A 25,623-nucleotide genomic window follows, 5' to 3' on the forward strand; every position below is an offset into this window, starting at 1 on the left:
CTCGGGCGCGTCGCGCCGGCGGGGCGGGTCAGGCCTCCAGGCCGAAGGCCTCCGCTAGCACGCCGGCCGTGAAGGCGGCGTCGACCGGCAGCGACGCGCCGTCGAGCGAGCGGATGGGCGCCAGCAGGCGTCCGCTCGAGCAGAGCCAGGCCGCATCCGCGGTCGCCAGGTCGTCGGGCGTCAGCACGGCCTCTTCGGCCGTGAGGCCCCGGGCGCGCACGGTGTCGAAGAACGCGGCCTGCGTGGTGCCGGCGAGGATGCCGAGGTCGGTGCGCGGCGTGCGGAAGACGTCGCCGTGCCGTACGACCACGTTCGCCGTCGGGCCCTCCAGCAGCACACCGTCGGTCGAGACGAACACGACGTCGTCGGCGTCCCGGCGGGCGGCCTCGCGGAGCGCCGCCTTGTTCAGCGCGTAGGAGAGCGTCTTGGCGCCCTGCAGCAGCCACGGCGCGGTCTGCGCGATGTCGCTGCGGTAGCCGCGGTCGAGCAGCACGACCCGCACACCGTCGCGCCGGGCGGCCGTGTGGTCGGCGCCCGAGAGCACCTGCACCCACCCCGTCGGGCCGTCGATCGTGTGCGCCGGCGTCTCGACGCCTCGGCTGTGGAACAGCTTCACCAGCAGCTCCGGGGCGGGCTCGTGCGCGGCGAGGGCCGTCTGCACCGCCGCCTCGAAGGCCGCGAGGTCGGGCGCCGGCAGCTCGAGCAGCTCGGCCGAGTGCGCGAGCCGGGTGAGGTGGCGGGGCAGCTCGAGCGGCCGGCCGGCGACGACGCCGATCGACTCGAACACGCCGTCGCCGCGGGTCACCGCGAGGTCGGCCACGTTCACCTCGGCCTCCGCCTGGGGCACCGGCACCAGGGCGGCGGATGCGCGGCCGCCGCCCGGCAGGAACACCACCACGTCGTCGTTCGGCACGGTCGTCGCTTCGGTCATGGTGGGGGCTCCTCGTGTCGTGCGGGCCGCGCATCCGTTCGTCGGGCCCCTGACAGTCTCACCCACGACTACCGTTCAGCGGAGCAACGCAACAGGATGGTCGCATGAGAATCGACCTGAGTTCCACGACCGCCCTCGTCACCGGCAGCACCTCGGGCATCGGCTTCGCCATCGCCCAGGGGCTCGCCGCGGCCGGGGCCGACGTCGTCGTGAACGGGCGATCGGCGGAGCGGGTGGCGGAGGCGGTCGAGAGGCTGCGGAGCGAGCATCCGGACGCCACGATCTCCGGCGTCGACGCCGACATCGCGAGCGACGAGGGCACGGCGCGGCTGCTCGAGCGGGTGCCCGCGGTGGACGTGCTGGTGAACAACCTCGGCATCTTCGGGGAGGCGCCGGCGCTCGAGATCTCCGACGAGGAGTGGCGGCGGTACTTCGACACGAACGTGATGACGGCGGTGCGGCTGATCAGGCACTACCTGCCGGGCATGATCGAGAAGGGCTGGGGGCGGGTGCTCGACATCGCGAGCGACTCGGCGCTGGTGATCCCGGCCGAGATGATCCACTACGGGGTGTCGAAGACGGCGCTGCTGGCCGTGTCGCGCGGCTTCGCCAAGGCGGCGGCGGGCACCGGGGTGACGGTGAACTCGGTGATCGCGGGGCCGACGCACACCGGTGGTGTCGAGGACTTCGTCTACCAGCTCGTCTCGAAGGACCTCGACTGGGACGAGGCGCAGCGCGAGTTCATGCGCCTGCACCGGCCGCAGTCGCTGCTGCAGCGGCTGATCGAGCCGGTCGAGATCGCGAACCTCGTGGTGTACCTCGCGTCGCCGCTCGCCTCGGCGACGACGGGCGGCGCGGTGCGGGTCGACGGGGGCTACGTCGACTCGATCGTCCCCTAGGGGGGGCGGATGCGCGGGCGCGCCGGTCGCGCCCGCGGAGGTCTCGGTGCGGGGCGGGCGGGCGGCGGGTGCGCGGCAGCGCCGGTCGCGCCCGCGGAGGTCCCGGCGCGGATGGCCGCGGCTAGCGGGGGGTGCGGGCCGCGCGGAGGGACGCGAGTGACTCGGCGGCCAGGGCCTCGACGTCGGCGATGCCGTGGCGGGTCAGGGCGAGCGAGCGGCCGGCGTGCAGCACGCCGCGGGCCGCGCCCTCGCGCTCGGCGGGCGGCAGGGTCTCGATGTCGCTCGCCTTCGCGAAGCCCACGATGCGCCGGATGGCCTTCGCCGCCGCGAACACCGCCGCGTCGTCGCGGATGCCCGCCAGCAGCTGCTCGAGCACCTCGTCGCCCCACACCCGCGGGTCGAGCCGCTCGGGCCAGAGCGCTCGGTACTCGCGCTCGAAGGCGCCCCAGAGGCGGCCGGGGAGCGAGAGCACGAGCTCGGCGCGATCCGGTTCGCCGAGGGCCTCGGCGCGGGCCGCCGCGAGGATCAGGTTGGCCCAGAGAGCGCCGAGGTCGAACCCCGTCGGGCCCACGAAGCCGAACTCGCTGTCGAACGCGCGCACGGAGGCGCGAGCATCCGTCGCCCTGTCGAAGCCGCCCGCCGGCCGCACGAACACCGAGCCGGTGTGCAGGTCGCCGTGGATCAGCGACTGTGCGGTCGTCATGAAGCGGAACTTCGCCAGCCCCATCTCGCGCCGCAGCGCCCGGTCAGCCCGGAGCGCCGCCACGTCGGGCTCGTTCGCCGGCAGCACGCCGTTGTGGGGATGGTCGACGTACGGCTCGGTGAAGACGAGGTCTTCGGTGATCTGCGCGAGCTCGGGGTTCACGGCACGCGCGACGAGGGCCTTGTGCTCGAGCGGGTCGAGGCCGAGGGGCGAGGTCGCGAAGGCGGTGCGGGCCACGTAGGAACCGATCGCGTCGGCCGCGTACTCGTGCACCCGGCCGGCGTTCAGCTCGTTGCGCCAGACCCGGTGGTCGGACAGGTTCTCGATCGCCAGCACGAAGTGCTCGTGGTCGAAGTCGTAGAGGGCGGGCACGTGCTCGGCGTCGGCGCGCTGGTGCTCGCCCAGCACGGTGGCCTCGCGGGCGGAGCGCTCGCGGGTCATCGGCCACGACGGGTCGGTTCGCACGTGGGGCAGCGACTGCTTCAGGACGACGGATGCTCCGCCCGCGTCCTCGACGATGAAGACGAGGTTGAGGTTGCCGTCGCCGACCTCCCGCACCGACGCGATGCGGTCGGCGTCGATCACGGCGGCGAGGGCGCGGCGGCTCGCGAGGTAGGCGGCGACGGTGTCGGCGGTGAGCTGGGTGAAGTCGGTCATCGTGGTCCTGGTCATGCGGTGGGTTCGGGTGAAGGCGGTTAGGGCGGTCGGCTGGTGCTGGTGCTGGTGCTGGTGCGGAGGCGGGCGCCGGTTCAGGCTGAGCTGGTGGTGGAGCCGGCCGTGACGACGGTGCGGCGGCGGGAGAACGTGAAGCTGAACAGCAGGGCGACGAGGAGGACGATGCCCTTGCCGAAGTCCTGAGCGTAGTAGGGCAGGCCCGCCATGGTGAAGCCCGTCACCATCACCGCGATCAGCACGGCGCCGAGTGCGGTGCCCCAGGCGTTCGGCCGGCCGATGCCGAGCACGCTCACGCCCACCAGCGCGACCGCGACCGCGTCGAGCAGCAGCGAGTTGCCCGCCGTGACGTCGCCCTGTCCGATGCGGGCCGCGAGAAGCAGGCCGGCGACCGAGGCGAGCAGGCCGCAGCCCATGTACGCGGCGGTGCGGTACCACTGCACTCGGATGCCCGAGAGCCGCGCCGCCTCGGCGTTGGTGCCGACGGCGAAGAGCGCGCGGCCCCAGCGGGTGCGCTCGAGCAGGAACCAGAGCAGCACGGTGATGAGGAGGAACAGGATCACGGGGATCGGCACCGGGCCGATCGAGCCCCGGTCGAGCCAGAGGAAGTCGGCGGTGAACTTGCCGGGGGCGGTGGTGCCGTTCGAGAGGGTCATCTGCGACGAGATCGACTTGCCGTCGACGATGATCAGCTTGAGGCCGACGATGACGAACATCGTGGTGAGCGTCGCGAGCAGGTCGGGGATGCGCGCCACCACGATCAGGAACGCGTTCAGCGCCCCGATCAGCAGCCCGCAGACCAGCACGACCGAGACGGCGACGCCGCCGACCTGGTTCGCGATGACCATGGTCCAGGCCGCGATGGAGACGGCGAAGCCCGCCGAGGCGCCGACCGAGAGGTCGATGCCGCCGACGGTCATGGCGAGCATGACACCGAGGCCCGCGATCGCGGTGGGGGCGATGAACTTGAGCATGCCGAAGACATTGTCGACCGTGCGGAAGTTCGGTTCGGACACCACGAAGAACAGGATCAGCAGCGCCGTCACGGCGACGAAGCCCCACTTCACGACGACGCCCGAGACGCGCTCGGCCGTCGACCTGGTGCGTGCGGCCGGCCGGGTGGGCGGGGCCGTGGCGGTGCTGCTCATGAGGAAGTCCTTTCGGGGCGGGACTCGGGGGTGGAGGAAGTCGGGGTCGCGCCGGGGGAGGCGGCGTGAGTGGTGGCAGGGGCGGCCGCGGGACCGGAGGGGGCGGGGGCCGACGCGGTCTCGCCGAGGAAGGCGTGGATGATCGTGGGGCGGTCGACCGTGTCGGCGTAGCGGTCGAGTTCGATGCGGCCCGCGACGAGCACGACGATGCGGTCGGCCACCTCGAGGATCTCGTCGACGTCGCTCGAGAAGACGACCGCGGCGGCGCCGTCGGCGGCGATGGCCGCGAGGCGGGCGCCGATCTCGCGGCGGGCCGCGATGTCGACGCCGCGGAAGGGCTCGTCGAGCAGCGCGAGCTTGGGCGCCGCCGAGAGCCACCGGCCCACGACGACTTTCTGCTGGTTGCCGCCCGAGAGGTCGTCGATCAGCGCGTCGGGCCCGGCCGTGACCACCGAGAGCGTGTCGATCACCGTGTCGGCGCGCGAGCGCTCCGAGCGACGGCGGAGCAGGCCGAGCGCACTCGACTCGGCGAGGAACGGCAGCGTGATGTTCCGCAGCACCGACCAGCCCGGCAGGATGCCCTGCTTCTGCCGGTCCTCCGGCACCAGCACGACCCCTGCGCGGATCGCGTCGGAGGGCCGCTTCGGCGCGTACGGAGCGCCCTCGAGCGTGAGGGTGCCGGCGAGCGGCTGCGCCAAGCCGCCGAGCAGTTCGGCGAGCTCGGTCTTGCCGGCACCGATCAGGCCCAGGACGCCGAGCACCTCGCCGCGCCGGATCTCGAGGTCGATGGGCGGAGCGTCGGGAAGGGCGACGACGCCGTCGAGGCGGGCCACCGCATCCGTTCCCCGAGCGGCCGTGCCGCGGTCGTTCTCGAGTGCGGTCTGCCGGCCGAGCATGTCGTGCAGCAGCTCGTGCCAGGCGAAGGGCCGGGCCGAGACCGACTGCACCAGACCGTCGCGCAGCACGACGACGCGATCGGCCAGCGCCTCGATCTCACCGAAGCGGTGGGACACGTAGACGATCGACAGCCCCTGCGCCCGCAGCGCCCGCAGCACGCCGAACAGGCGCTCGGCCTCGGCGGCGGTGAGCGCCGAGGTGGGCTCGTCGAGGATGAGCAGCCGCGGTGTGCTGCGGAGCGCGCGCGCGAGCACGAGCAGCTGCGCGTCGGAGATGGGCAGCGTGGCCGCGTCGCGCTCGAGCACCGCGTCGCTCCAGTCGAGGCCGAGGGTGCCGAGGGCGGCCCGGGCGTCGGCGAGGGCCTGGCGGCGACGGCGCAGCGGATGCCTCGACGCCTGCGCGAGGTCGTCGAGCGTGAGGTTCTCGGCCACCGAGAGCCCGGGGACGATGCCGTCGGCGACCTTCTGGTGCACGGTCGAGATGCCCAGCTGCCTCGCCTGGACGGGCGAGGACAGGTGCACCACGTCGTCGCCGATGCGGATCTCGCCGCCGTAGCGGGCGTTCGCGCCCGAGAGCGCCTTGATGAGCGTCGACTTGCCGGCTCCGTTCGCGCCGAGCAGCGCGGTGATCTCACCGGCGCCGAAGGCGAGGTCGACGCCCTGCAGCACGACGTTCGAGCCGTACGCCACCGAAACGCCGCTGAGCGACACGACGGCGTCCGGAGCAGCCACGACGGGCAACGCCGCGGGAACCCCGACGGGGGACACGACGGCGTCGTGCCCCCCGGGGTGCTCAGAGCGGGAGTCGGTCATTCGGAGACCGCGGGCAGCCAATCCGCCACGACCACGTCGTCGAGTGCCAGCGAGGGCTCGGCGTCGCGCAGCTCCTTGACGTTCGTGACCTCGTTCTCGGCCAGGAAGTCCTGCGTGATGGTGATGGCGGGGAACTGCACGTCGGTCTCGTCGAGCTGGCCGGCGAGGCTGAGGGCGAGGGCGCGCACGACACCGGCGCCGACGGCGGCGGGGTCGGTGGCAGAGGTGGCGACCCAGGGGCTGCCGTCGGCGGTGATGACCTCGAGGTCGGCGTTGGAGATGTCGATGCCGTAGACCTTCACCGAGCTCTGCAGGTTGTTCTGGATGACCGCCTGCACGGCACCCTTCGTGATCTCGTCGTAGGGGGCGAAGATCGCCTTCACGTCGGGGTTCTGCTTGAGCGCCGCGTCGACGAGCGGGATGTTGTCGGTGGCGGTCGACTCGGAGACCTTGCCCGTCGAGAACACGACGTCGAGGTCGTTGTCGGCGACCACCTTGTCCCACACCTCGGCGCGGCGGTCGAGCGGGGCGAAGCCGGTGGCCGACACGTAGCCGACCTTCGCGCCCTGGCCGACGTCGGCGACGAGCTGCTTCAGCACGCCCTCGGCCATCGAGGCGTCGGACTGGCTGGTGGTGATGACGCCCTCGGTGTCGGTGAGCGCCAGGTCGTAGACGATGACGGGGATGCCCGCGTCGACGGCCTTCGTGATGAGCGGCTGGATGGTGTCGGTCTGGCCGTGATCGACGATGATCGCGTCGGGCTTGGCGGCGATGGCCTGCTCGAGGTCGCTGGCCTGCTTCGCGTTGTCGTTGCGGGCGTCGGTGACCTGGAGGTCGATGTTGGCGAACTCGGCCTGCGCGGCCGCTCCGGCGCCCCAGGCCTCGAAGAAGTCGCCGGCGCCGCTCTGGCGTACGAGGGCGACGGTGACCGGGTCGCCGTCGAAGGGCGAGGGCAGGGCGGCCGAGGCGGTGGGTGCGGCCGAGGAGTCGGCGGCGGTCTCGGACGAGGTGCTCGACTGCGCGCAGCCGGAGAGGACGAGGAGGCCGGCGGCGGCGAGGGCCGTGACGGCTGCGGCTCTCTGGAGAATGGCCATGGAGTGCTCCTTCGGGACGAGGAAGAGGGGTGCGGTGGGTGTGAGTGCAGCTCGATTCAAGACCTCGGGCGAGTGCCGCGACGAATCGTGTTGCGCTCTGTTACCGTTTCGCGCCTGTGCGACGGATGTGCAGGAGGAGACGCCCGGCGAGCGGGATTACGATGAGGGCATGACCCTGCTGACCGTGTGGAACGACACCGACCCCACCACGCCCGCGCTGCAGACGCGCGACTTCGACACCATCCACGAGGTGCTCGCCGGACTGAACGCCCGGTTCAGTCGCTGGGAGCTCAAGCAGCTCTCGGCGGAGCCCACCCAGGAGGAGGTGCTCGAGCTCTACCGCGACGAGATCGCCGGCGTGAACGCCGACCACGGCTACACCCTGGTCGACGTCGTCTCGATCACCCCCGCCGACACCGACGAGTACCGGGCGCAGGCCGCCGAGGCGCGTCAGAAGTTCCTCAGCGAGCACCAGCACGACGACGACGAGGACCGCTTCTTCGCCCGCGGCTCCGGCGTCTTCTACCTGCACGCGCAGGGCAAGGTGCACGCCGTGTTCTGCGAGGCGGGCGATCTGCTGTCGGTTCCGAAGGACACCACGCACTGGTTCGACATGGGCACGAACCCCGACTACGTCTCGGTGCGCTTCTTCCACGACGACGACGGCTGGGTCGGCCACTTCACCGGCAGCGACGTCGCCACGCACTTCGCCACCTACGACGAGCTGGCCTCCGTCCCCGCCTGACCTCAGGACTGGGTCGCGCCGAACGCCAGTCCCAGCAGATAGGTGACGGCCGCAGCACCGAACCCGATGGCGAGCTGCCGCACGGCCCGCCGCAGCGGTGGCCCACCCGAGAGCAGCCCGACCACGGCACCCGTGCCGAGCAGGGCGAGTCCGACGAGAACCGACGCGATGACGACGGCGACGATCCCCGAGAGCCCGAACAGGTAGGGCAGCACCGGGATGACCGCCCCCGACGCGAAGAAGCAGAACGACGACAGCGCGGCCTGCCAGGCGGTGCCGATCTCCTCGTGCTCGTCGCCGGCGGAGTCGGCTGAATCGGGAGCCACCGTCGGCGCCGTCACCCCCGCGTCCCCCACCCGCTGGATGCGGATCGCCGAGGTGGTCGTCGACAGCCCCCCGAACACGTCGGCGGCCTTCGCCGCGGCATCGGCCGAGCTCATGCCCCGCGCCCGGTAGACCAGCGCCAGCTCGTTCGCGTCGACGTCGAGCTTCGGCACCGCCGTGTGCGCGTCGGGGTCAGGAGTCGACGCGGCGAGCAGCTCCCGCTGCGACCGCACCGAGACGAACTCCCCGGCGCCCATCGACAGCGCGCCGGCCAGCAGTCCGGCGACGCCCGTGGCCAGCACGACCGTGCTCGAGACCCCGGTCGCGCCGATGCCGAGCACGAGGGCGAGGTTCGACACGAGTCCGTCGTTCGCGCCGAAGACCGCCGCGCGGAACGTGCCCGAGAGCCGGCTGCGACCTCGAGCCGCGAGACTGCGCACGACCTCGCCGTGGATGCGCTCGTCGGCCGCCATCGCCGCGGTCGCGTCGTCGTCGGTCTCGTACGGGGAGCGCGCCTCGGCCCGCTGCATCAGCGCGAGCACGAACACCGAACCGAAGCGGCGCGCGAACACGGCGAGCAGCCGGGTGCGGAAGTCGGCCCGGCGCGGCTTGCCGACGTCGTCGCCGAGCAGCTCGAGCCAGTGCTCCTCGTGCCGCCCCTCGGCGTCGGCGAGGGCGTCGAGGATCTCGCGCTCCGACCCGGTCTTCCGCTGCGCGAGCTCGCGGTACACGCGGGCCTCGGCCCGTTCGTCGGCGAGGTACTGACGCCAGCGGCGGAGTTCGGCCGGGCTCGGCGAGGCGGGGGAGGGCGTACTGATCACAGGCGACAAGTCTGGCAGCCGCGCGTCACCCTCCCCGCCCGATCACCGTCTTTCCCAGTATTTCGAGCCCCCGAAACGCCGAGCCGACATACCCGGCCGGGCGGATGCGCGACGCGCCCGCCGCGGCCGGTGCGCAGAGGCGCCGGGCTAGTCGTCCTCGTCGCGCAGATCGAGCGGGTCGGACTCGCCGACGGGCTCCGAGGCGTCGGTCGCGGCGTCCGGCCCGGGCGGGATGGTCGGGTCGGGCTGCGCCTCACCCTCCGTGTCGCCGTCGAGCCCCGACGGCAGCGCGGTTTCACCGGCGATGGCGCCCGTTCCGGCACCCTCGGGCAGCAGCTCGTCGGCGTCGCCCTGGCCGTAGTCGCGGCCCTCGCGGTCGTCCTCGGCCTCGGTCGGCCCGTCGGGCAGCACCGTCTCGCCGGCCACTGCGTCGTTCGTCACGGTCTCCTTGGCCATCGCGTCGGCCAGCACGGTGTCGCTCACCGTGTCGGAGTCGGGCAGCTGCGTCTCGGCGGGGGTCGTCTCGATGCCGTTCCCCTCCGACGCGACGCGGCCCGAGAAGCCCTCGTCGGCCAGGGCGCCTTCCGAGGAGCCCTCGGGCGTGATGCTGTCAGTCATGGTTCCGCTCCTTGCCGGGCGGCCGATCGCCGCCCCGAGCTTCCAGCCCACCACCCTGAGCGCCGACCGCAACCCCCACGACCGAGCTGCGACCGCAACCCCTAGCTGTACCCCGACGGCGTCGGGAAGAGGCCCTGCAGCGCGTGGTCGCCGACCTCCTGCGCCTTGTACGCCACGGGGTCGTGCAGCGTGATCGTGCGCGCGTTCCGCCAGAAGCGGTCGAAGCCGTACGACTCGCCGGTGGCCCGCGCCCCGGTCAGTTCGAACAGCCGCGACGTCACGTCGAGCACGGTCTTCGTCGAGACGACCTTGGCGGCCGCGATCTCCACGGCGACCTCGCCGCGCTCGGCGTCGGTGAGGGCCCAGCCGCGGTCGGCCGCCTCGACGAGGGCGTCCGTGGCGCGCCAGGTCAGGGCATCCGCCGCCCTCGTCTGCGCGGTCAGCTCGCCGATCAGCTCGCGGATGTACGGGTCGTCGACGGCCCGGTCGACCGCGGACGTCGACCACGGGCGGGTGCTCGTGGCGACGTACGAGGCGGCCGCGGCCAGCGCCCCTTCGGCCAGCCCCACGTGCAGGTGGTCGAGCGCCACCTGGAACAGCAGGATCGACAGCGAGGCGTAGGGCCGGTACGCCGCCCCGGCCTGCTCGCCGACACCCAGCACGTGCGAATCGGGCACGAAAGCGGCCTCGAACGACACCGAGCCCGAGGCGGAGAGCCGCTGGCCGATGTTCGCCCAGTCGTCGTGGTGCACGACCTCCGGCTGCCGGGCGTCGATCACGATGGCGAGCTTCTCGCCCGTGTCGACGCGGGTGGCCGAGGCGGTGATGCGGTCGGCCACCTGGGCGCCGGTGGCGAAGAACTTGCGCCCCGAGACGGTGAAGCCGCCGGCGGCCGGCGTGAGCTCGAGCCCGGCGTCCCTCGGGTTGCCGGCGCCGCCCCAGAACCAGTGGTTCGCGGCGAGCCCGCGCTGCAGGCCCTCGATGGCCGCGCGGTCCTCGTTCAGCTGCACCCGCCACGAGTTGACGTAGTGGTACGCGAACACGTGCCCGAGCCCGGCATCGGCACGGATGACCGGCCGCAGCGCCTCGAACACCGACCGCCAGCCCAGCCCGCCGCCGCCCAGCTCGGCCGGCACCAGCGCGGGCAGGGCGCCCGTGGCCCGCAGTCGCTCGACCTCGGCGAACGGTGCCGTGCCCTCGGCGTCCCGCTCGACCGCCACCGCGGCGAACTCGGACGCGAGAGTGCCGAACGCGTCGACCAGCGCGGGGGCGGAGGTGATGGTGCGGGGCGTCATCGCTGCTGCTGCTCCTGCCACGGCGACCGGTTCCACTGCCGCAGAACCTGGTTGCCGTGCTCGAAGCCGAGCACGCAGAGCGCCGCGGTGTCGAGCACGAGGTACTCGCCGGTGCTGATCGGCGCCCCGATCCAGGTGGCGGCGAGGGTGCGCAGGTAGTGGCCGTGCGAGAACAGCAGCACGTCCTCGCCGCGGTTGAGCGTGAGGTGGGCGCGGCGGATGATCGCCTGGTTGCGCCGCAGCAGGTCGGCCGCCTGCTCGCCGACGCCCTCCGGGGTCGGCTGCACGCCGTCGCGCCAGAGGTTCCAGTCGTCGCCGTAGGCCTCGGAGATCTGCGGGCTGGTCAGGCCCTCGTAGGCGCCGTAGTCCCACTCGACGAGATCGGCGTCGGTCTCCGCATCCGGGTAGCCGACGATCGCGGCCGTGTCGACGGCGCGCCGGCGGGGGCTCGAGAGCACGAGGCCGAAGCGGCGGCCGGCGAGCACGCGGCCCACCGCGGCCGCCTGCTCCTCGCCCCGGGCGGTGAGGGGGATGTCGGTGCGGCCCGTGTGACGACCGTCGAGGCTCCACTCCGTCTCTCCGTGCCGCACCAGGACGACCTGGGGAGCGGTGCCGCGCGCGGCGTGCTTGAAGGTCTCGCCCGCGTCGGGGTGGTCGGGCGGGAGGGCTGCGGGGTGGGTCATGGCAGGGGTCCTTCGACGTGAGGGCGGGCAAAGACGCCCCATCAAGGCTAGCGCCCGAAACATGGCCGCAATCCGGGCGGGGCATCATGGCGTCATGAGCGAAGCCAGCACCCTCCTGACCATCGTGAACGCCGTCGTCATCCCGCTGGCCGACGGGCCGGTGCTCGGTGGCGCGGCCACGGGCGGCGCGGGCGGTGCCGCGGCCGGGGCCGGCGGCACCGGCTGGTTCCGCGGCTGGCTCGCCGTCGGCGCCGACGGGCGCATCGAGGCGATGGGCGAGGGCGCCCTCCCGCCCGAGCGCGAGTCGATCGGCTCGGGCGAGGTGCTCGACGCGAAGGGGGCGTTCCTCGCACCCGGGTTCGTCTCGGCGCACAGCCACATCTTCACCAGCGGGATGCGCGGCATGACCCCGGGCGAACCGCTCTACGGCTGGGTCGGCGAGCAGAGCACCTTCATCGCCGGCGCCGACGAGGAGGACGTGTACTGGTTCACCCTGCACGGCTGCCTCGACTTCCTCGGCAACGGGGTGACGAGCGCCTACAACTTCACCGACTCCCGGGTCGTCGGCAAGTACGACGCCGAGACCGATCGCCGCGAGATCTACGCGATCCGCCCCGAGGGCTACCTGCACCGCCAGTTCGATGCGGCCCGGGATGCGGGGCTCCGCACGATGAACGCCATCCGGCTCGACAGCGAGTTCCAGCCGGCCGAGGAGGCCTTCGACGCCTTCGGCCGCGCCGTGCGGTACCTCGAGGCGTCGGTTCCGGCCGAGCTGTCGCTCGGAGCATCCGTCTTCGGAGCCGTGCAGTGGTCGGCGAGCGCCCAGGCCGCCCGCGACGAGGTGCGCGCCATGGACGAGCACGGGATCGGCAACCAGGCCCACTTCCTCGAGACGAGCGAGGCGCTGGATCAGCAGCGCGAGAAGTTCCGCTGGTACGAGGAGGCGGGGGCGCTGCGGCCCGGCTTCCTGTTCGGCCACTTCGTGCACCCCGACACCTACATGGCGCGGGTCGCCGCCCAGAAGGGCGCGGGCATGGTCTGGCAGCCCACGTCGAACGGGCGGCTCGGCTCGGGGGTCGCCGACATCCCGCGCTACCGCGAGCTCGGCATGCCGATCGGGGTGGGGCTCGACGACCAGTCCTGCACCGACGTCTCCGACCCGTTCCAGAACGTGCGGATCGGCGTCTACACGCAGCGGGCCGTCAACCAGGACGCGTCGGTGCTGATGCCCCGCGACATGCTCCGGATGCACACGCTGGGCTCGGCCGAGGCGCTCGGCGTCGCCGACCGCGTCGGCTCGCTCGAGGTCGGCAAGTTCGCCGACCTCCTCCTCGTCGACCCGTCGAGCCCCGACACCGGGCCCGTCTGGGACGTGCACGCGCACTACGCGTTCGCCTGCGGGCTGCGCAACCTCAAGCGCGTCTACGTCGGCGGGCAGCTCGTGTCGGAGGACGGCGTCAGCACGAATCCGCTCGCCGCGCGGGCCTCGGCCGAGCTGCATTCGCGGGTGCGGGAGGTGGCGGCGAGGTCGGTGTCGAGGAGCACCGAGCGACTGGCCTGGTAGCGACGGCTCCTGAGAACACGACGTATTTGCTGGACCCGGTACAAAAAGGGGGGATACGCTCCGAAAAAGGGAAAGGTCACCGCCATGTCTGACACCACTTCCGCCTCCGCCGGCTCCTCCGCCGACACCGACCCGTTCGCCGACTCCGCCGGCCCCGAGGGCCACTCGATCACCGACTGGACCGACCTCGGCCGCGAGATGTGGTCGTACCTGACCGGCCGCGGCGCCGCCGTGAACTACAGCTTCGTCGACATGACCGTCGAGGTCCCCCGCGACATCGGTCCGGACGCCCCGCGCGCCACCTGGAAGCTCAACGGCACCCTGCGGGTCACCACGAGCGACGACACCGCGGCCGGCTCCGACCCGCATCGCGGACGCTGAGCCGGAGACCCGGACGGCGACGGGCGCCGACATGGTGCGCCTCGACATCGACCTGACGTTCTCCGAGATCGAAGCGGACGGCGACGGCACGACCACGCCCTTCGAGGGCACGATCACGGCGTCGGGCACCGAGATCACGATCCACGTGAACGAGCCCGGGCGGCTGCCCGGGAACGGGCGGCGGAGCCTCGCCGACCTCACGACCGTCGCCGACGCGCTCGCGGCGCGGGGCGTCTCGCTCTGCCTGGAAGGGCCGGACGGTCCGATCGTGCACCTCGGCGACGTGAAGAACAGCCGGCTGCAGCGGCTCGTCACGCGCTCGCCGCACATCCGGCTCGGCGGCCTCCAGGCGCTCGCGCCGCTGCTCGTGCGCCGGAACGGCGACCAGGCGCTCACCTTCCCGCTGCCTCCGACGACACCGTTCCCGCTGCTGCCGACCGTGAACCGGGTGGTGCGACGCCGGGTCACGACGACGCACTACCTCCCCGGCTCCGGCCGGCCCCGCTTGATCTTCACCGTCGGCTCCGAGTACTGGGACGGGCGACCGCCCCGCGAGTTCGACCTGCTGCCCGGCCGCACGGTCATCGGCTCGGGGCCCGACGCCGACCTGCGGCTGCCGGGGCTCGCGCCCGTCCACGCCGAGATCCGGCACGAGGACGACGACGAGTACGTGCTCTACGACGTCGAGCCCACGGGCGGCGGCCACACCCGCGAGGCCGGCCCGGTGGGGGGCCGTCCGCCGCGCGGCCGCATCCTGCGCACCGGCGCCCGGGTCGAGCTCGGCGAGTGGCGGCTGGCCTACTTCCGGGAGGAGTTCGCCGACCACGGCCGCCCCTACGGCGGCCGGGTCGGGGGAGAGCTGTCGAAGCAGAAGAAGCAGCCTCCGCGTGGCGGGGCGTCGTCGGTGGCCGGGAGGGTGACCGATCCGAACTAGCGCGGTGCGGGCATCCGCTCTTCGCTACAGTCGTGCTGAGCCCGAGCCCGCCCCTCGACGGGGCGTGCCGGCCGGTGCGAAGGAGACCGCCATGCTGACCGACCTCGGCGAAGCCGAACTGGCCGAATACGAGAGCGTGCAGACCGCTCCCGACGACTTCGACGAGTTCTGGGACTCGACGCTCGCCGAGGCGCGGGCCGCCGGCGTCGGTGCCGGGCGGGAGGTCGTGCTCGAACGCGTGCCGACGGGGCTCGAGACCGTCGACGTCTACGACGTGACGTTCCCCGGCTTCGGCGGGCAGGGCATCAAGGCGTGGCTGCGGGTACCCGCGCGAGCCGAGGGGCCGCTGCCGGCCGTCGTGCAGTACGTCGGCTACGGGGGCGGACGCGGGCGGGCCTGGGAGAACCTGTTCTGGGCGAGCGCCGGCTTCGCGCACCTGCAGATGGACACCCGCGGCCAGGGCTCCACCTGGTCGGTGGGCGCCACGGGCGACCCCGACGGGTCGACGGGGCCGCAGATCCCGGGCGTGATGACCCGGGGCATCGAGAGCCGTGAGGGCTACTACTACCGCCGGCTGATGACGGATGCGGTGCTCGCCGTCGACGCCGCCCGAACCCTGCCGCAGGTCGACCCCGAGCGCATCGGCGTGGTCGGGGGCAGTCAGGGCGGCGGGCTGGCCCTGGCCGTCGCGGCCCTCGCCGAGGGCGTCACCGCCGGCGCCTTCACCACCCCGTTCCTCTGCGACTACCCGCGGGCCATCCGCATCACGGATGCGCACCCCTACAAGGAGATCGCCCAGTACCTGGCGGTGCACCGCGATCGCCTCGGCGAGGTGATGGAGACGCTGCGCTACTTCGACGGGGTGAACTTCGCCCGCCGGGCGCAGGTCCCCGCCTGGTTCTCGGCGGCGATGATGGACCCGATCACCCCGCCGTCGACGATCGCCGGCGCCCATCGGGCCTATGCCGGCGACAGCGCGCTGCACCTCTGGCCCTTCAACGGCCACGAGGCGGGCGGTCCCGACGAAGACGCCCTCGTGCTCGCCTTCCTCGCGTCGCACCTGCGCCGCTAGAGTTCGGATCATGCCCGTCGATCTCCGTCCGCTCGCCGAAGAAGGCCTCGCCGAGTTCATCGCGCGCAGCAACGCCGAGTACCGCCGCGAGCGCATCGAGTCCGGGGACAGCCCCGAGTACGCCGACGAGCGCGTGGCGTCGTCGAACGAGCAGTACTTCCCGGGCGGCGTGCCCGCCGAGGGGCAGCTCGTCTTCGAGGTGCTCGCCGACGGCGAGACCGATTCCGACCCCGAGGTGGTCGGGGTGCTCTGGCTCGGGGTGATCGACCCCGTGCGGCCGACCGAGTGGTGGGTGTTCGACGTCGAGATCGCCGAGGAGCACCGCGGGCACGGCTACGGCCGGGCCGCCATGCTGCTCGCTGAGCGCGTCGCCGCCGAGCACGGCGCCACGAAGCTCGGGCTGAACGTCTTCGGGCACAACACCGTCGCGCGCGGCCTGTACGACTCGCTGGGCTACGAGGTCACGGCGACGAACATGGCGAAGCCGCTGTGACGCAGAAGAGGGGGAGGCAGGGCATGCCGGCACACGCCGAACCGCCGCGCGGGCGGATCGAGGGGCCGTGGAGCTCGAGGCTGCGGGTGGGGGCGCCCGGCGCATCCGTCGATCTCGGCGACTTCGACACCGGAGCGACCCCCGGTGTGCTCGACAAGGACGACGGGGAGGCCAGCTTCCGCGGCACCGGCAAGTCGCTCGCACGGCTGCAGGAGCAGCTCTTCGCCGCGAGCACCGTGAGCGGTGGGGCGACGGCGCGCTCGGTGCTGCTCGTGCTGCAGGGCATGGACACCTCGGGCAAGGGCGGCGTGGTGAAGAAGGTGGCCGGCTCAGTCGACCCCCAGGGGGTCTGGCACCACGCCTTCAAGGCGCCGACGGAGGAGGAGCGGGCGCATCCGTTCCTCTGGCGCGTCGAGCGGCAGCTGCCGGCGCCCGGGCAGATCGGGGTGTGGGACAGGTCGCACTACGAGGACGTGCTGGTGCCGCGGGTGCGCGGCACGCTCTCGACCGCTGCGATCGACGACCGCTACGCGACCATCAACGCCTTCGAGCGGCAGCTCGTCGAGGCCGGCACGACGATCGTGAAGGTGTTCCTGCACCTCGGGTACGAGGAGCAGCGCAAGCGGCTGCTGCGCCGGCTCGACCGCGCCGACAAGCACTGGAAGTTCAGCCCCGGCGACGTCGACGACCGCGCGCACTGGCCGGCCTTCCAGGAGGCCTACGAGGCGGCGCTGTCGGCCACCAACACCGAGCCGGCGCCGTGGTTCGTGGTGCCGGCCGACCACAAGTGGTTCTCGGCGCTCGCCGTGCAGCAGCTGCTCGAGGAGGCGCTCACCGGGCTGCAGCTGCGATGGCCGACGGCGTCGTTCGACGTCGAGCGGGAGCGGGAGCGGCTGCTCGCGACCTGATCGACGCGGGTGGGCGCCTGCCGCTCGCGACCTGACCGGGTATCGTTCGAGAATGAGCCAGGGCCTGCGCCGCCGCATCGCCCTGCGCGACGGACGCGGGCTGGCCTACCGGGTCTACGGCGATCCGCACGGGTCGCTCGTGCTGAGCTGCCACGGTGGGCTGATGAGCGGCCTCGACGCCGCCACCGGGGACGCGGTCGCCCGCTCGCTCGGCATCGCCCTCGTCTCGCCCGACCGCCCGGGCATCGGCGGCAGTTCGCGGAGCCCCGGCCGGACCCCGCTCGCCTGGGCCCGGCAGGACGTCGCCGCCCTGCTGGAGCACCTCGCGTCGCCCGCCGGCGGATCCCTCGACACGGATCGCTTCGCGGTCACCGGCTGGTCGGAGGGTGGCCAGTACGCGCTCGCCGTGGCCCGCGCGTTCCCCGACCGGGTGTCGGCCGTCGCGGTCGTCGCGGGTGCGCTGCCACTCGCCGACCCGGCCGTGTTCGCCGAGCTCAACCGCACCGACAAGCGCGTCGCCGGGCTGTCGTTGCGGGCGCCGCTCCTGGCCGCCGTGGGCTTCGCGGCCACCCGGCGCATCGCCCGCGCCTTCCCTCGACTGACCGCCGAGGCCTCGGGCGCGGCCCTCGACGCGAGCGACACCCGGCTGCTCGCCCGCCACTCGTCCTGGTTCGCCCGCTGCGTCGCCGAGGGCGTCGCCGACCCGCTCGGGGCCGTCGACTCGTACCGCGCCTTCGTGGGGCCGTGGGGCTTCTCGCCCGCCGAGGTGCCGGTGCCGGTGGTGGTGCACCAGGGCTCGGCCGACCGCCTCATCCCGGCGGCGTGGGCCTCCCGCCTGGTCGACGAGCTCCCGGATGCCCGCCTGCGCCGCTATCCGTCCGAGGGCCACTTCATCGTGCTGAGCCGCCGCGCCGACGTCCTGGCGTCCCTCGTCACCCCCGTGTGACCGGCTCGGCCGGGGTGGGGACGCGGGGGCGGAGGCAGAGAGCCAGGAGGAGGGCGCCGACGACGGCGCAGCCGACGTAGACGAAGGAGAGGGGCACCTGGTCGCGGTCCGGCAGGCCGGCCGCCCCGGCCATCGTCGCGGCGACGACGAGGTAGCAGACGGCGCTGGTGAGGCCTCCGATCAGGCCCAGGTTGCGGTCGAAGAGGCCGAGGGCGAGGCCGTAGGCGAGCGGGCAGAGTGCGCCGCAGCCGACCATCACGAGCATGCCGCCGATGGTGATCAGCAGGATGTCGGGCCCGACCGTGAGACCGCTGACGAGCAGCACCGCGGTGCCGGCGACGAAGAAGGCGAACGCCGAGAAGCCGATCACCCGCGACGACAGCCGGGTCGCGAAGGCGCCGGTCGCGAGCTCGCCGCCCAGGTTGGCCGCGCCGATGACCAGCGCTATGGCGCCGTACTCGGGCGCCGACAGTCCGAGTGTCTTCTGGTAGATCAGCGGGGCGATGATGCCGAACAGCAGCTGGGCGCTGGCGAACACCGCGAACGCGAGCGTCAGGCCGACGAAGATCTTCTGCCGGAGAGTGCTGCCCAGCACCCGGACGATCGCCCTCGGCACGATCGGCTGGGCGTCGGCCGGGTCGAGCGTCTCGGGGAGCATCCGCCACACCACCAGCAGCGCGATGCCCGCGAGCACCGCGACGAGCACGAAGATGCCCCGCCAGGTCACGGCGTCCACGAGGAAGCCGCCGATCGCGGGCGCGATCACGGGGGCGAGGCCCCACGAGGCGCCGAGCAGGCCCGAGAGGGAGGTGAGCTTCGGGCCCCGGGTGGTGTCGGCGGCGACGGCGTAGACGAGGACCATGCACGCGCATCCGCCCACCCCCTGGAAGAAGCGCAGCACCAGCAGCACCGCGATGTCGTTCGCGAAGGCGATGCCGACGCTCGTCACGAGCAGCAGGGCGAGGCAGGTGAGCAGGGTCGGCCGGCGCCCCTTCGCGTCGGCGATCACGCCCACCGGGATGAGGCCGAGGCTCATGCCGAGCACGTAGACCGCCACCGAGGTCTGCACGAGCGACGACGTGGTGTCGAGCTCGGTGATCATCGTCGGGATGGCCGGCGTGTAGATGTCGATCGGCGCCTGGCTGAGCGGGATGACCCCCAGCAGGATCGCGACGAGCACCCGTCGGCTCGGCATACGAGGGCCCGACCGCTGGGGGCCGCGGCGCGTGGTGGTGCTGTCGGTCATCCGGTCTCCCCTGGTCGCTGCGGTCAGCCTAGGGGCGGGGGCGGTGGGCGGCCTGCCCCAGAAGGGGTGCAGCTCCCGACTCCTGATGGAAGGGTTCGGGCCGGGCGGGTGTTGACTCGAGGCATGGCACAGAAGACATGGTTCATCACCGGAGCGTCCCGCGGTTTCGGCCGCGAGTGGGCGCTCGCCGCCCTCGAGCGAGGGGACAGCGTGGCCGCGACCGCGCGCGACACCTTCACCCTCGCCGAGCTGGTCGACCGCTACGGCGACCGATTCCTCCCGCTGCAGCTCGACGTGAACGACCGCGAGGCCGACTTCGCCGCCGTCACCGAGGCGTACGACTACTTCGGACGCCTCGACGTCGTGATCAACAACGCCGGCTACGGACAGTTCGGCTTCATCGAGGAGCTCAGCGAGAAGGAGGTGCGCGACCAGTTCGAGACGAACGTGTTCGGCGCGTTCTGGATCACGCAGGCCGCCCTGCCGTATCTGCGCGAGCAGGGGTCGGGCCACATCATCCAGGTGTCGTCGATCGGCGGCATCTCGGCGTTCCCGAACATCGGCGTCTACAACGCGTCCAAGTGGGCGCTCGAGGGGTTCTCGCAGGCGCTGGCCCAGGAGGTCGCCCCGTTCGGCGTGCACGTCACGCTGGTGGAGCCGGGTGGGTTCAGCACCGACTGGGGCGGAGCATCCGCCAAGCACGCCGAGCCGCTCGAGGACTACGCCGCCGTGAAGGAGGCCGCCGCCGAGGCCCGCAAGTCGCGGGTCGCCTCGCCGGGTGATCCCACGGCGACGGGTGAGGCGATCCTGCGGATCGTCGACGCCGAGAAGCCGCCGCTGCGCGTGTTCTTCGGGCGCACCCCGATCGAGACGGCGAAGGCCGACTACGCGGGGCGCATCGCGGAGTGGGAGCAGTGGAACGACGTGTCGGTGCTGGCGCAGGGTTGAAGGCTCACTCCTGCGGGGCGGGCCTGAGTGCTCGGGCGATGTCGTCCTGCACCAGGTCGTAGTTGATCACCGTGGCCGCGGTGAGCCCTGACGCCGCGGCCACGATGACGAGTGCGCCCGCGTTCGCCGAGTTGCCCGCCACCCACACCCCGGGCACCGAGGTGAGGCCGGTGGGGTCGGATGCGGTCCACTCACCCATCGGGCCGGCGGCCGTCTCGGCACCCAGCTGTCTTAGCAGCTCGTCGTTCGGCACGAGCGCCCCGCCGGTGAAGACGACGTCGGCCTCGAGCGTGCTCCCGTCGTCGAGGGTGAGGCGGAGGGGTCGCTCCCGTGCTTCGTCGACGCGTTCGACGCGCACCACGTCGTTCTCTCCCACCCGGATGCCTCGAGCCGCGAAACCGCGCAACGTCTCGGTCCCGAGTTCGGCGGTCACGCGGCCGACGATCGTGACGTCGTCGCTCAGCTGGCGCATCAGCTCGGCCTGGTGGGACGCGCGGGCGGAGGCGGCGATCACCACCACGCGGGAGTCGCGCGCCTCCCAGCCGTCGCAGTAGGGGCAGGCGACGGCGCCGCGGCCCCACTGCTCCTGGAGGCCGTCGATCGGGGGGAGCTCGTCGCGGAGTCCGGTGGCGATGACGAGGCGGCGGGCCTTCAGCGTGCGGGTCTCGCTGCCGGCGGTCTCGACCGTAACCTGGAAGGCGCCCGCGCTCCCGGTCGCGCTCACGGCGCGGCCCTGGAGGATCGTGGCGCCGTAGCCGCCCACCTCCTCGCGGCCGATCCGCAGCAGCTTGGCCGGGTCGAAGCCGTCTCGGGTCAGGAAGCCGTGCATGTGGGCGGTGAAGCGGTTGCGGGGCTCTCCGGCGTCGACCACGACCACGCGGCGGCGGGAGCGGGCCAGCACCAGGGCGGCGTTCAGGCCGGCTGCTCCGCCGCCGACCACGATCACATCGAATTCGTTCTCATCCATGGTTCTACTGTCGTCGCGGGCAGCGCTTGCGGCAAACCAGATTGCTGATCCGGCAAGGCTGGGCCCATGTCGGAACCGAGCATTCATCAGCTGTTTCTGATAGAATCTCAGTATGAGTTCAGCTGCCCGCATCCTTGAGATGGCCGCCGGTGTCTGCGGCCGTTCCGGCGCGGGGCTGACGGGTCTCGGTGATGACGAGTTGCTCGAATTGATGGCCGCCTACGAGGTGCTCGGTCGTGCGGTGTCGGCGCAGCAGGTTCGGTTTGCGGGTGAGGTCGGGGTGCGGTCGCGTTCGGAGCTCGGCGACGAGGGCCTGAGCCGGTCGCAGAACTTCACGACACCCGTCGCGCTCGTCGCGAAGGTCACCGGCGCGTCAACGCGGGCGTGCAAGGCGCGGCTCGACCTCGGACGCACACTGCGGGGTGCGGTGCTGTTGGGTGGGGGCGAAGGGCCGGCACCGTTCCCGGTGGTCGCTCGCGTGCTCGATGAGGGCGTTCTCGGGGTCGAGGCGGCGGCGGCCATCGTGAAGCAGTGTGGGGTGCTCGCCGACCGTGGATGCTCCCCCGAGGTTGTGAGCCTCGCGGAGGAGACACTCGTCGACCAGACCATCTCGTGCCGACTGACAGCGGACGAGACCTTCCGGGCCGCCATTCACCTGCGCGAGGTGCTCGACCCCGATGGTGCTGAGCCGCGGGACGAGGTGCTGCAGATGCAGCGGTCGCTGACCATCGCCCAGGCACCGGATGGGATGTACCGGGGGACGTTCGCCCTCGGGCCCGAGCAGGGCGGGGTGTGGATGTCGAGCATCCGGGCGATGCAGAGCCCACGCGTGGCCGGGCCGCGTTTCGTCGACGAAGACGAGTACGTGATCGCGGATGGTCGCACGCAGGCGCAGAAGAACGCTGACACCGTCACTGAGCTGATCGCCCGCGCCGCTGGCGCCGAGGACATGCCCCGCATCAACGGGGCCATCGCCACGGTCAACGTGCACATGACGCTTGATGACCTTTTGGCGGGGCGGGGTGTCGGGTGGATCGACGGCATCGACCAGCCCGTCCCCGCCTCCACCGTTGCGCAGCTGCGGTGCTCATCCCCGGTCGCGGCGACGCTGTTCGGCGACAAGGGCGAGGTGCTCTACCACGGCAAGGCCAAGCGCCTTTTCACCGCGGCGCAGAACCGGGCACTCGCAGCCCGAGACGGCGGCTGCGTGTGGCCCAGCTGCGATCGGCCACCCTCGTTCTGCGAAACACATCACGCGAACGAGTGGGTCTCAGACGATCATCCGCCCGGCCGCACTGATATCGACAACGGGATTCTGCTCTGCCACTTCCACCACTCACATCTGCACAAGTCACCGTGGAAATTGACCATGCACGATGGGGTGCCTCACTTGATTCCGCCGAGGTGGGTCGACACGGAGCAGAAACCGATCCCGACCACTCGGCGTCGCACCATCCAGCGACCCGCCGCTTAGCCGGCCACCGCATCCGAGGGCAAGCGCGAAGCGCGCGGCAGTACACGGCTGCCGCGCGCTGACGCGCTTGCCCACGATGGTCATGGCTGAGTCGTCGAGGAGGACAGGGCCGGGCGGGCCACAGAGAGGGAGCTAGGCGACGCCGCCGAGGGCGCCGATCAGGCGCAGCTGGTTCTCGCGGTCGACGCCTTGGGCGTGGAACTTGCCGTCGGGCGTGAAGTAGGCCACGAGACCGTCGGGGTTCGGGTGGCCCCAGGTCCTGAGGTGCTTCTCGAGGTCCTTGACGTAGTAGCGGGCCTCGCCCTCGACGGTGCGCTTCTCGGTGTGCTCCGAGGCGTCGAGCTGCTGGGCGCTGGGGCGGGGGAGGTCGTCGTGATCGCTCATGCTGCGAGCCTAGAACCCGTCGGGGTGCGGCAGGATGGGAGCGTGGTCACCGAGTCGCAGGGCGCACGCATCGGCGCCCGGCTGCGTTCCGCGCGCACCGGGCGCGAGCTGACCCTGGCCGCGCTCTCGGCCGGCACCGGCATCTCCGCCAGCACCATCTCGCGCCTCGAGGCGGGCAAGCGGCAGCCGAACCTCGAGCTGCTCATCCCGCTGGCCGCAGCCCTCGAGGTGACCATCGACGAACTGGTGACGGATGCGGTGCCCGACCCGCGCATCCGGGGTCGTCACACCCACCGGCCGGGGGTCACCACCGAGCTGCTCTCCCGCGAGAACGCACCGATGCAGACCGTGCGGATGACGCTGCGGCCGAGCTCGGAAGAGGTCGCGCTGCGCACGCACGAGGGCTTCGAGTGGCTTTACGTGCTGAACGGGCGGCTGCGGCTGCTGCTCGGCGACCACGACCTGGTGCTCGCCGAGGGCGAGGCCGCGGAGTTCGCGACACGGGTGCCGCACTGGCTGGGAAGCGCCGACGACCAGCCCGTCGAGCTGATGTGCATCTTCAGCCGGGACGGGGAGCGCATCCACGTGCGGGCGCAGACCGAGCCCGACCGGCGCGCGGGACGCTGACGGCCTGCCTCACCGACGGGCTGGGGGCCGTTGTCAGCCGTGCGCCGTACGCTCGGGGGATGGAGCGAACGCGAGCGACAGAGGCGGCCGGGGTCGCCGGGGCCGGGGCGGCCGGCAGCGGTGAGCTGCGCTTCGAGGGCCGCATCGCGGGGTTCGGTAGCGCATCCGGAACCCGCGTCGTGATCGGCCTGTGGGAGCGCTCGCCGTTCGGCCGCTTCGCCGACGCCATGATCGAGAACGCCGCCGGCCACCGCACCCTGCTCGCGCCCTCGGAGGTGGTGGCGGCGTTCGTCTCCGAGACGTACGAGTTCGACGAGGTGCGGGTGGTGCCGGTGTCGTCGCGACGCATCTCGGGTGGCCTGGCCGTGCGGGCGGGCGACGACGGCTCGGCGCTGACGGCGCGCATCGCGGTGGGCGACGTGCCCCCGCTCGGACGGCTGCTGCGCTCGGTGCCGCGACGGCTCGCGACCGACGTGCGCTGGCTCAGGATGCTCGACCCCATCGCCTCACGCCTGGTGCCCGGTGTGCACACCGCCGGTTCGGCCGGGCACGGGCGTCGTGAGTTCTACGGGGTCACGACGATGCGGCGCATCGCCTGGGCCGAGGCGACGGTCGACGGCGAACCGCTCGGCGCCTTCGCGGCGCTCGACCCGCCCGTGCGCTTCGGCTTCGGATCGGCGCCGCCCGAGCCGCACCTGGTCGACCTCACGACGGTCATCCGTCTGCCGCGTCGCTGACCGGTCGCACCGGCGGCTCAGGCGGGGAGCTGCTCAGGCGGGGAGCCGTTCGGGCGGGGGAGCCGCTCAGGCGGGCGAGCCCGCGAAGACGTAGACCCAGGCCAGCTCGCCGGTGTCGAGGGGCAGTTGCACGCGCTCGTAGTCGTCGACCTCGTAGGCGTCGGCCGCGGCGAGCTCAGCGGGCGTGAGTTCGAAGACCGTGCCGGGCACGGGCGGGGCGGTGGGGTCGGGCACGAGCAGCGGATGCCGGTCCGAACCACTCGCGGCGATCACCGCCGGGTCGGAGATCGCCAGCCACTCCTGCGAGTATCCCACGATCGACGCGTCGCGGCCCTCGATCAGGCGGCCGAAGACGGCCTGCTGCACAGACTCCTGGCGGAGGGTGCCGTAGGAGAACAGCAGCTGCGCATCCGTCGCCCGTCCGGTCTCGTCGGTCATGCAGCGAGTGTACGGTGCACCGGCCGGGACGACCTCAGATGGTCGCGACCGAGCCCGCGTCGACGCGGTAGTTCGAGCCGTTCACGAACGAGGCGCGGTCGGAGCAGAGGAACGCGATCACCGCGGCTACCTCCTCCGGCTCGCCGCGGCGCTTCAGCTCGAGGTAGGGCCGCTCCTCGTCGAGGAACGACGAGATCGCCTCGTCGACCGAGCTGCCCTGCTGCTCGGCGCGCTTCTGCATCATCGCGTCGGTCATCGGCGTATGGATGAACGCGGGCGAGACCGCGTTCACGAGCAGCCCCTCCGTCGCGTAGCTGCGTGAGAGGCCCTTGGCGAGCGCGAGCACGCCGGCCTTGGCGGCGCAGTAGGGGAGCTCGTCGTCGTAGGGCTGCACCGCGTCCTCGCTCGCGGTCAGCACGATCCGCCCCCAGCCGCCTTTCCGCAGCGACGGCAGGAACGTGCGCACGAGTCGCACCGGCCCGAGCAGGTCGGTCTCGATGGTGCTCGTCCAGCCCTCGTCGTCGATCTCGTGGAACAGGCCCTGCGCCCCGGTGATGCCGGCGCACTGCACCAGGATGTCGATGTCGCCCACCGCATCCTTAACCCGCTCGTGCAGCGTCGCGAGGTCGTCGAGGCGCGTGATGTCGGCGGGGAACCCGTGCAGGGTCGCACCCTCGCGCGGAGCCGGGAGCTCGGCGAGGGCCCCCTCGAGCTTCGAGGGGTCGCGGTCGGTGACGACGACCGAGGCTCCCTCCTCCAGCAGCAGCTTCGCGGTGTGCCAACCGATGCCCGAGTCTGCACCGCTCACGAGGGCGGTCTTGCCGGAGATGCCGAGATCCATGCGGCCGACGCTACGCCGGGC

Annotated in this window: 27 protein-coding genes; 13 read left to right on the top strand and 14 right to left on the bottom strand. The window is 72.5% G+C overall.

The features are described from left to right. Window positions 1-28 precede the first annotated feature (28 nt). Complete coding sequence (locus BJ984_RS06135) at window positions 29-931, bottom strand: aminotransferase class IV (RefSeq protein WP_179547271.1); 903 nt, start codon at window positions 929-931, stop codon at window positions 29-31. A 104-nt stretch (window positions 932-1,035) separates the two neighbouring features. Between BJ984_RS06135 and BJ984_RS06140 the strand changes: the two genes are divergently transcribed. Beyond that, entirely contained in the window at window positions 1,036-1,830 is a 795-nt protein-coding gene (locus tag BJ984_RS06140; RefSeq protein ID WP_179547272.1) for an SDR family NAD(P)-dependent oxidoreductase, read from the top strand. Window positions 1,831-1,951: 121 nt separating this feature from the next. Here BJ984_RS06140 and mtnK read toward each other — a convergent pair whose 3' ends face one another. The 4 genes from mtnK to BJ984_RS06160 form a co-directional block, all read right to left on the bottom strand. Next, entirely contained in the window at window positions 1,952-3,205 is a 1,254-nt protein-coding gene (mtnK, locus tag BJ984_RS06145) for an S-methyl-5-thioribose kinase (protein ID WP_179547273.1), read from the bottom strand. Window positions 3,206-3,282: 77 nt separating this feature from the next. Continuing rightward, window positions 3,283-4,353 (bottom strand): ABC transporter permease, encoded by a 1,071-nt coding sequence (locus tag BJ984_RS06150; RefSeq protein ID WP_173183151.1) that lies wholly within the window; start codon window positions 4,351-4,353, stop codon window positions 3,283-3,285. Further along, window positions 4,350-6,062: a sugar ABC transporter ATP-binding protein gene (locus BJ984_RS06155; protein WP_218869979.1), complete on the bottom strand. Its 1,713-nt coding sequence runs from the start codon at window positions 6,060-6,062 to the stop codon at window positions 4,350-4,352. The genes BJ984_RS06150 and BJ984_RS06155 overlap by 4 nt, the downstream gene beginning before the upstream one ends. Then, window positions 6,059-7,156: a substrate-binding domain-containing protein gene (locus BJ984_RS06160; protein WP_179547274.1), complete on the bottom strand. Its 1,098-nt coding sequence runs from the start codon at window positions 7,154-7,156 to the stop codon at window positions 6,059-6,061. The genes BJ984_RS06155 and BJ984_RS06160 overlap by 4 nt, the downstream gene beginning before the upstream one ends. Before the next feature lie 169 nt (window positions 7,157-7,325). Here BJ984_RS06160 and BJ984_RS06165 point away from each other — a divergent pair, with 169 nt between their 5' ends. Next, complete coding sequence (locus BJ984_RS06165) at window positions 7,326-7,901, top strand: 1,2-dihydroxy-3-keto-5-methylthiopentene dioxygenase (protein WP_179547275.1); 576 nt, start codon at window positions 7,326-7,328, stop codon at window positions 7,899-7,901. 2 nt (window positions 7,902-7,903) lie between these two features. Here BJ984_RS06165 and BJ984_RS06170 read toward each other — a convergent pair whose 3' ends face one another. The 4 genes from BJ984_RS06170 to BJ984_RS06185 all read right to left on the bottom strand — a co-directional run bounded on the left by BJ984_RS06170 (window position 7,904) and on the right by BJ984_RS06185 (window position 11,642). Continuing rightward, window positions 7,904-9,046 (bottom strand): VIT1/CCC1 transporter family protein, encoded by a 1,143-nt coding sequence (locus tag BJ984_RS06170; protein WP_179547276.1) that lies wholly within the window; start codon window positions 9,044-9,046, stop codon window positions 7,904-7,906. A gap of 147 nt (window positions 9,047-9,193) precedes the next feature. Beyond that, window positions 9,194-9,664 carry a hypothetical protein gene (locus BJ984_RS06175; RefSeq protein ID WP_179547277.1) on the bottom strand — a complete coding sequence of 157 codons (471 nt, stop codon included), beginning with the start codon at window positions 9,662-9,664 and terminating at the stop codon, window positions 9,194-9,196. A gap of 101 nt (window positions 9,665-9,765) precedes the next feature. Next, window positions 9,766-10,959, bottom strand: coding sequence for an acyl-CoA dehydrogenase family protein (locus tag BJ984_RS06180; RefSeq protein ID WP_179547278.1), 1,194 nt, complete (start codon window positions 10,957-10,959; stop codon window positions 9,766-9,768). Then, the gene (locus tag BJ984_RS06185) at window positions 10,956-11,642 is read right to left on the bottom strand and encodes a histidine phosphatase family protein (protein WP_179547279.1); all 687 of its coding nucleotides are present in this window, start codon (window positions 11,640-11,642) and stop codon (window positions 10,956-10,958) included. Before BJ984_RS06185 ends, BJ984_RS06180 begins: the two co-directional genes overlap by 4 nt. Window positions 11,643-11,736: 94 nt before the next feature. On the opposite strand from BJ984_RS06185, the gene BJ984_RS06190 reads away from it, so the two are divergent. The 7 genes from BJ984_RS06190 (at window position 11,737) to BJ984_RS06220 (ending at window position 17,940) form a co-directional block, all read left to right on the top strand. After that, entirely contained in the window at window positions 11,737-13,206 is a 1,470-nt protein-coding gene (locus BJ984_RS06190; RefSeq protein WP_179547280.1) for an amidohydrolase family protein, read from the top strand. An 84-nt stretch (window positions 13,207-13,290) separates the two neighbouring features. Then, window positions 13,291-13,587, top strand: coding sequence for a hypothetical protein (locus tag BJ984_RS06195; RefSeq protein WP_218869981.1), 297 nt, complete (start codon window positions 13,291-13,293; stop codon window positions 13,585-13,587). A gap of 31 nt (window positions 13,588-13,618) precedes the next feature. Then, window positions 13,619-14,521, top strand: coding sequence for an FHA domain-containing protein (locus tag BJ984_RS06200; protein WP_179547281.1), 903 nt, complete (start codon window positions 13,619-13,621; stop codon window positions 14,519-14,521). Between the two features lie 91 nt (window positions 14,522-14,612). Further along, window positions 14,613-15,593 carry an acetylxylan esterase gene (locus BJ984_RS06205; RefSeq protein ID WP_179547282.1) on the top strand — a complete coding sequence of 327 codons (981 nt, stop codon included), beginning with the start codon at window positions 14,613-14,615 and terminating at the stop codon, window positions 15,591-15,593. Window positions 15,594-15,603: 10 nt separating this feature from the next. After that, complete coding sequence (locus tag BJ984_RS06210; protein ID WP_218869982.1) at window positions 15,604-16,086, top strand: GNAT family N-acetyltransferase; 483 nt, start codon at window positions 15,604-15,606, stop codon at window positions 16,084-16,086. 23 nt (window positions 16,087-16,109) lie between these two features. Continuing rightward, the gene (locus BJ984_RS06215) at window positions 16,110-16,994 is read left to right on the top strand and encodes a PPK2 family polyphosphate kinase (RefSeq protein WP_179547284.1); all 885 of its coding nucleotides are present in this window, start codon (window positions 16,110-16,112) and stop codon (window positions 16,992-16,994) included. A 52-nt stretch (window positions 16,995-17,046) separates the two neighbouring features. Further along, on the top strand, window positions 17,047-17,940 hold the full coding sequence (locus BJ984_RS06220; RefSeq protein ID WP_179547285.1) for an alpha/beta fold hydrolase: 894 nt from the start codon (window positions 17,047-17,049) through the stop codon (window positions 17,938-17,940). On the opposite strand, the gene BJ984_RS06225 is transcribed toward BJ984_RS06220, so the two are convergent. Next, a complete protein-coding gene (locus BJ984_RS06225) occupies window positions 17,927-19,186 on the bottom strand; it encodes a multidrug effflux MFS transporter (protein ID WP_218869983.1) in 1,260 nt (419 codons plus the stop codon). The two genes, BJ984_RS06220 and BJ984_RS06225, sit on opposite strands and share 14 nt — an antisense overlap. A gap of 123 nt (window positions 19,187-19,309) precedes the next feature. Here BJ984_RS06225 and BJ984_RS06230 point away from each other — a divergent pair, with 123 nt between their 5' ends. After that, window positions 19,310-20,134 (top strand): SDR family oxidoreductase, encoded by an 825-nt coding sequence (locus BJ984_RS06230; RefSeq protein ID WP_179547286.1) that lies wholly within the window; start codon window positions 19,310-19,312, stop codon window positions 20,132-20,134. Window positions 20,135-20,138: 4 nt separating this feature from the next. On the opposite strand, the gene BJ984_RS06235 is transcribed toward BJ984_RS06230, so the two are convergent. Further along, the gene (locus BJ984_RS06235) at window positions 20,139-21,101 is read right to left on the bottom strand and encodes an NAD(P)/FAD-dependent oxidoreductase (RefSeq protein WP_179547287.1); all 963 of its coding nucleotides are present in this window, start codon (window positions 21,099-21,101) and stop codon (window positions 20,139-20,141) included. 112 nt (window positions 21,102-21,213) lie between these two features. On the opposite strand from BJ984_RS06235, the gene BJ984_RS06240 reads away from it, so the two are divergent. Continuing rightward, window positions 21,214-22,575, top strand: a complete 1,362-nt coding sequence (locus BJ984_RS06240; protein WP_179547288.1) for an HNH endonuclease signature motif containing protein — start codon at window positions 21,214-21,216, stop codon at window positions 22,573-22,575. A 132-nt stretch (window positions 22,576-22,707) separates the two neighbouring features. On the opposite strand, the gene BJ984_RS06245 is transcribed toward BJ984_RS06240, so the two are convergent. Further along, complete coding sequence (locus BJ984_RS06245; protein ID WP_179547289.1) at window positions 22,708-22,959, bottom strand: hypothetical protein; 252 nt, start codon at window positions 22,957-22,959, stop codon at window positions 22,708-22,710. Window positions 22,960-23,001: 42 nt separating this feature from the next. On the opposite strand from BJ984_RS06245, the gene BJ984_RS06250 reads away from it, so the two are divergent. Further along, window positions 23,002-23,586, top strand: a complete 585-nt coding sequence (locus BJ984_RS06250; protein ID WP_179547290.1) for a helix-turn-helix domain-containing protein — start codon at window positions 23,002-23,004, stop codon at window positions 23,584-23,586. A gap of 59 nt (window positions 23,587-23,645) precedes the next feature. After that, window positions 23,646-24,323, top strand: a complete 678-nt coding sequence (locus BJ984_RS06255) for a hypothetical protein (protein ID WP_246306440.1) — start codon at window positions 23,646-23,648, stop codon at window positions 24,321-24,323. 66 nt (window positions 24,324-24,389) lie between these two features. On the opposite strand, the gene BJ984_RS06260 is transcribed toward BJ984_RS06255, so the two are convergent. Then, window positions 24,390-24,761: a gamma-glutamylcyclotransferase family protein gene (locus tag BJ984_RS06260; RefSeq protein WP_179547291.1), complete on the bottom strand. Its 372-nt coding sequence runs from the start codon at window positions 24,759-24,761 to the stop codon at window positions 24,390-24,392. Between the two features lie 34 nt (window positions 24,762-24,795). After that, window positions 24,796-25,602 (bottom strand): SDR family NAD(P)-dependent oxidoreductase, encoded by an 807-nt coding sequence (locus BJ984_RS06265; protein WP_179547292.1) that lies wholly within the window; start codon window positions 25,600-25,602, stop codon window positions 24,796-24,798. Window positions 25,603-25,623 lie beyond the last annotated feature (21 nt).

The sequence above is a fragment of the Herbiconiux flava genome (genome assembly GCF_013409865.1).
Lineage (GTDB): Bacteria > Actinomycetota > Actinomycetes > Actinomycetales > Microbacteriaceae > Herbiconiux > Herbiconiux flava.